At 58.3% G+C, this 642-nt stretch carries 1 protein-coding gene; it reads left to right on the forward strand.

Features of this window, described 5'->3' with window-relative positions:
- A partial coding sequence (locus A3730_RS32350; RefSeq protein ID WP_063539367.1) for a hypothetical protein occupies window positions 1-411 on the forward strand: 411 nt, incomplete at its 5' end.
- Window positions 412-642 lie beyond the last annotated feature (231 nt).

Consider the following 642-nt stretch of genomic DNA (forward strand, 5'->3'; position numbering starts at 1 on the left):
AGGATATCTGGCGATCTCTTCGGTCTGATTTCCAGCGGCATCTACAACGGGCTGTATCTGATCATCAGCGCATTGATGCTGGGTGCCGCCTTTACCGGTCGCCATCAACCTGTGACAAACGCCCCGCAAAACACCGCGATCAACACAAACGCAGCGCCGCACCGTGGCGGCCTGGTACTGACACTTGGCCTGTTGGGGGTACTGCTATTTGCCCCGGTCGGCATTGTCGCCTGGATCCTGGGCAACAAGGATTTGGCGGCCATGCGCCAGGGCAATATGGATAACAGCGGTGAAGGCATGACGCTGGCGGGCAAGGTGCTGGGCATTCTGGCCACGGTGATGTTCATCGTGGGCATCCTGGTGGTTATTGCTGCGGTTGTCATCGTCGCAACCAGCTATCGAGGCTTCTGATCCCCAGCCTCACGGCCCCGCTTCGCCACACTCGTGAAGCGGGGCCCATTGGCTGTCCGGCAAGCCCCTGACGACTTTGTACACTGCCGTGTGACCCAGTTCCTTCTCTCATTCGCCAGTTGGCGCACCATTTGAGCCCAATAACGCCAATAATAAAAAGACTGACATGATGACGGCACCGTTTTTACGCGCGGCTATCGCCAGCCTGCCCCTGACACTTCTACTGCTGCC

The sequence above is a fragment of the Alcanivorax sp. HI0044 genome (genome assembly GCF_001634945.1).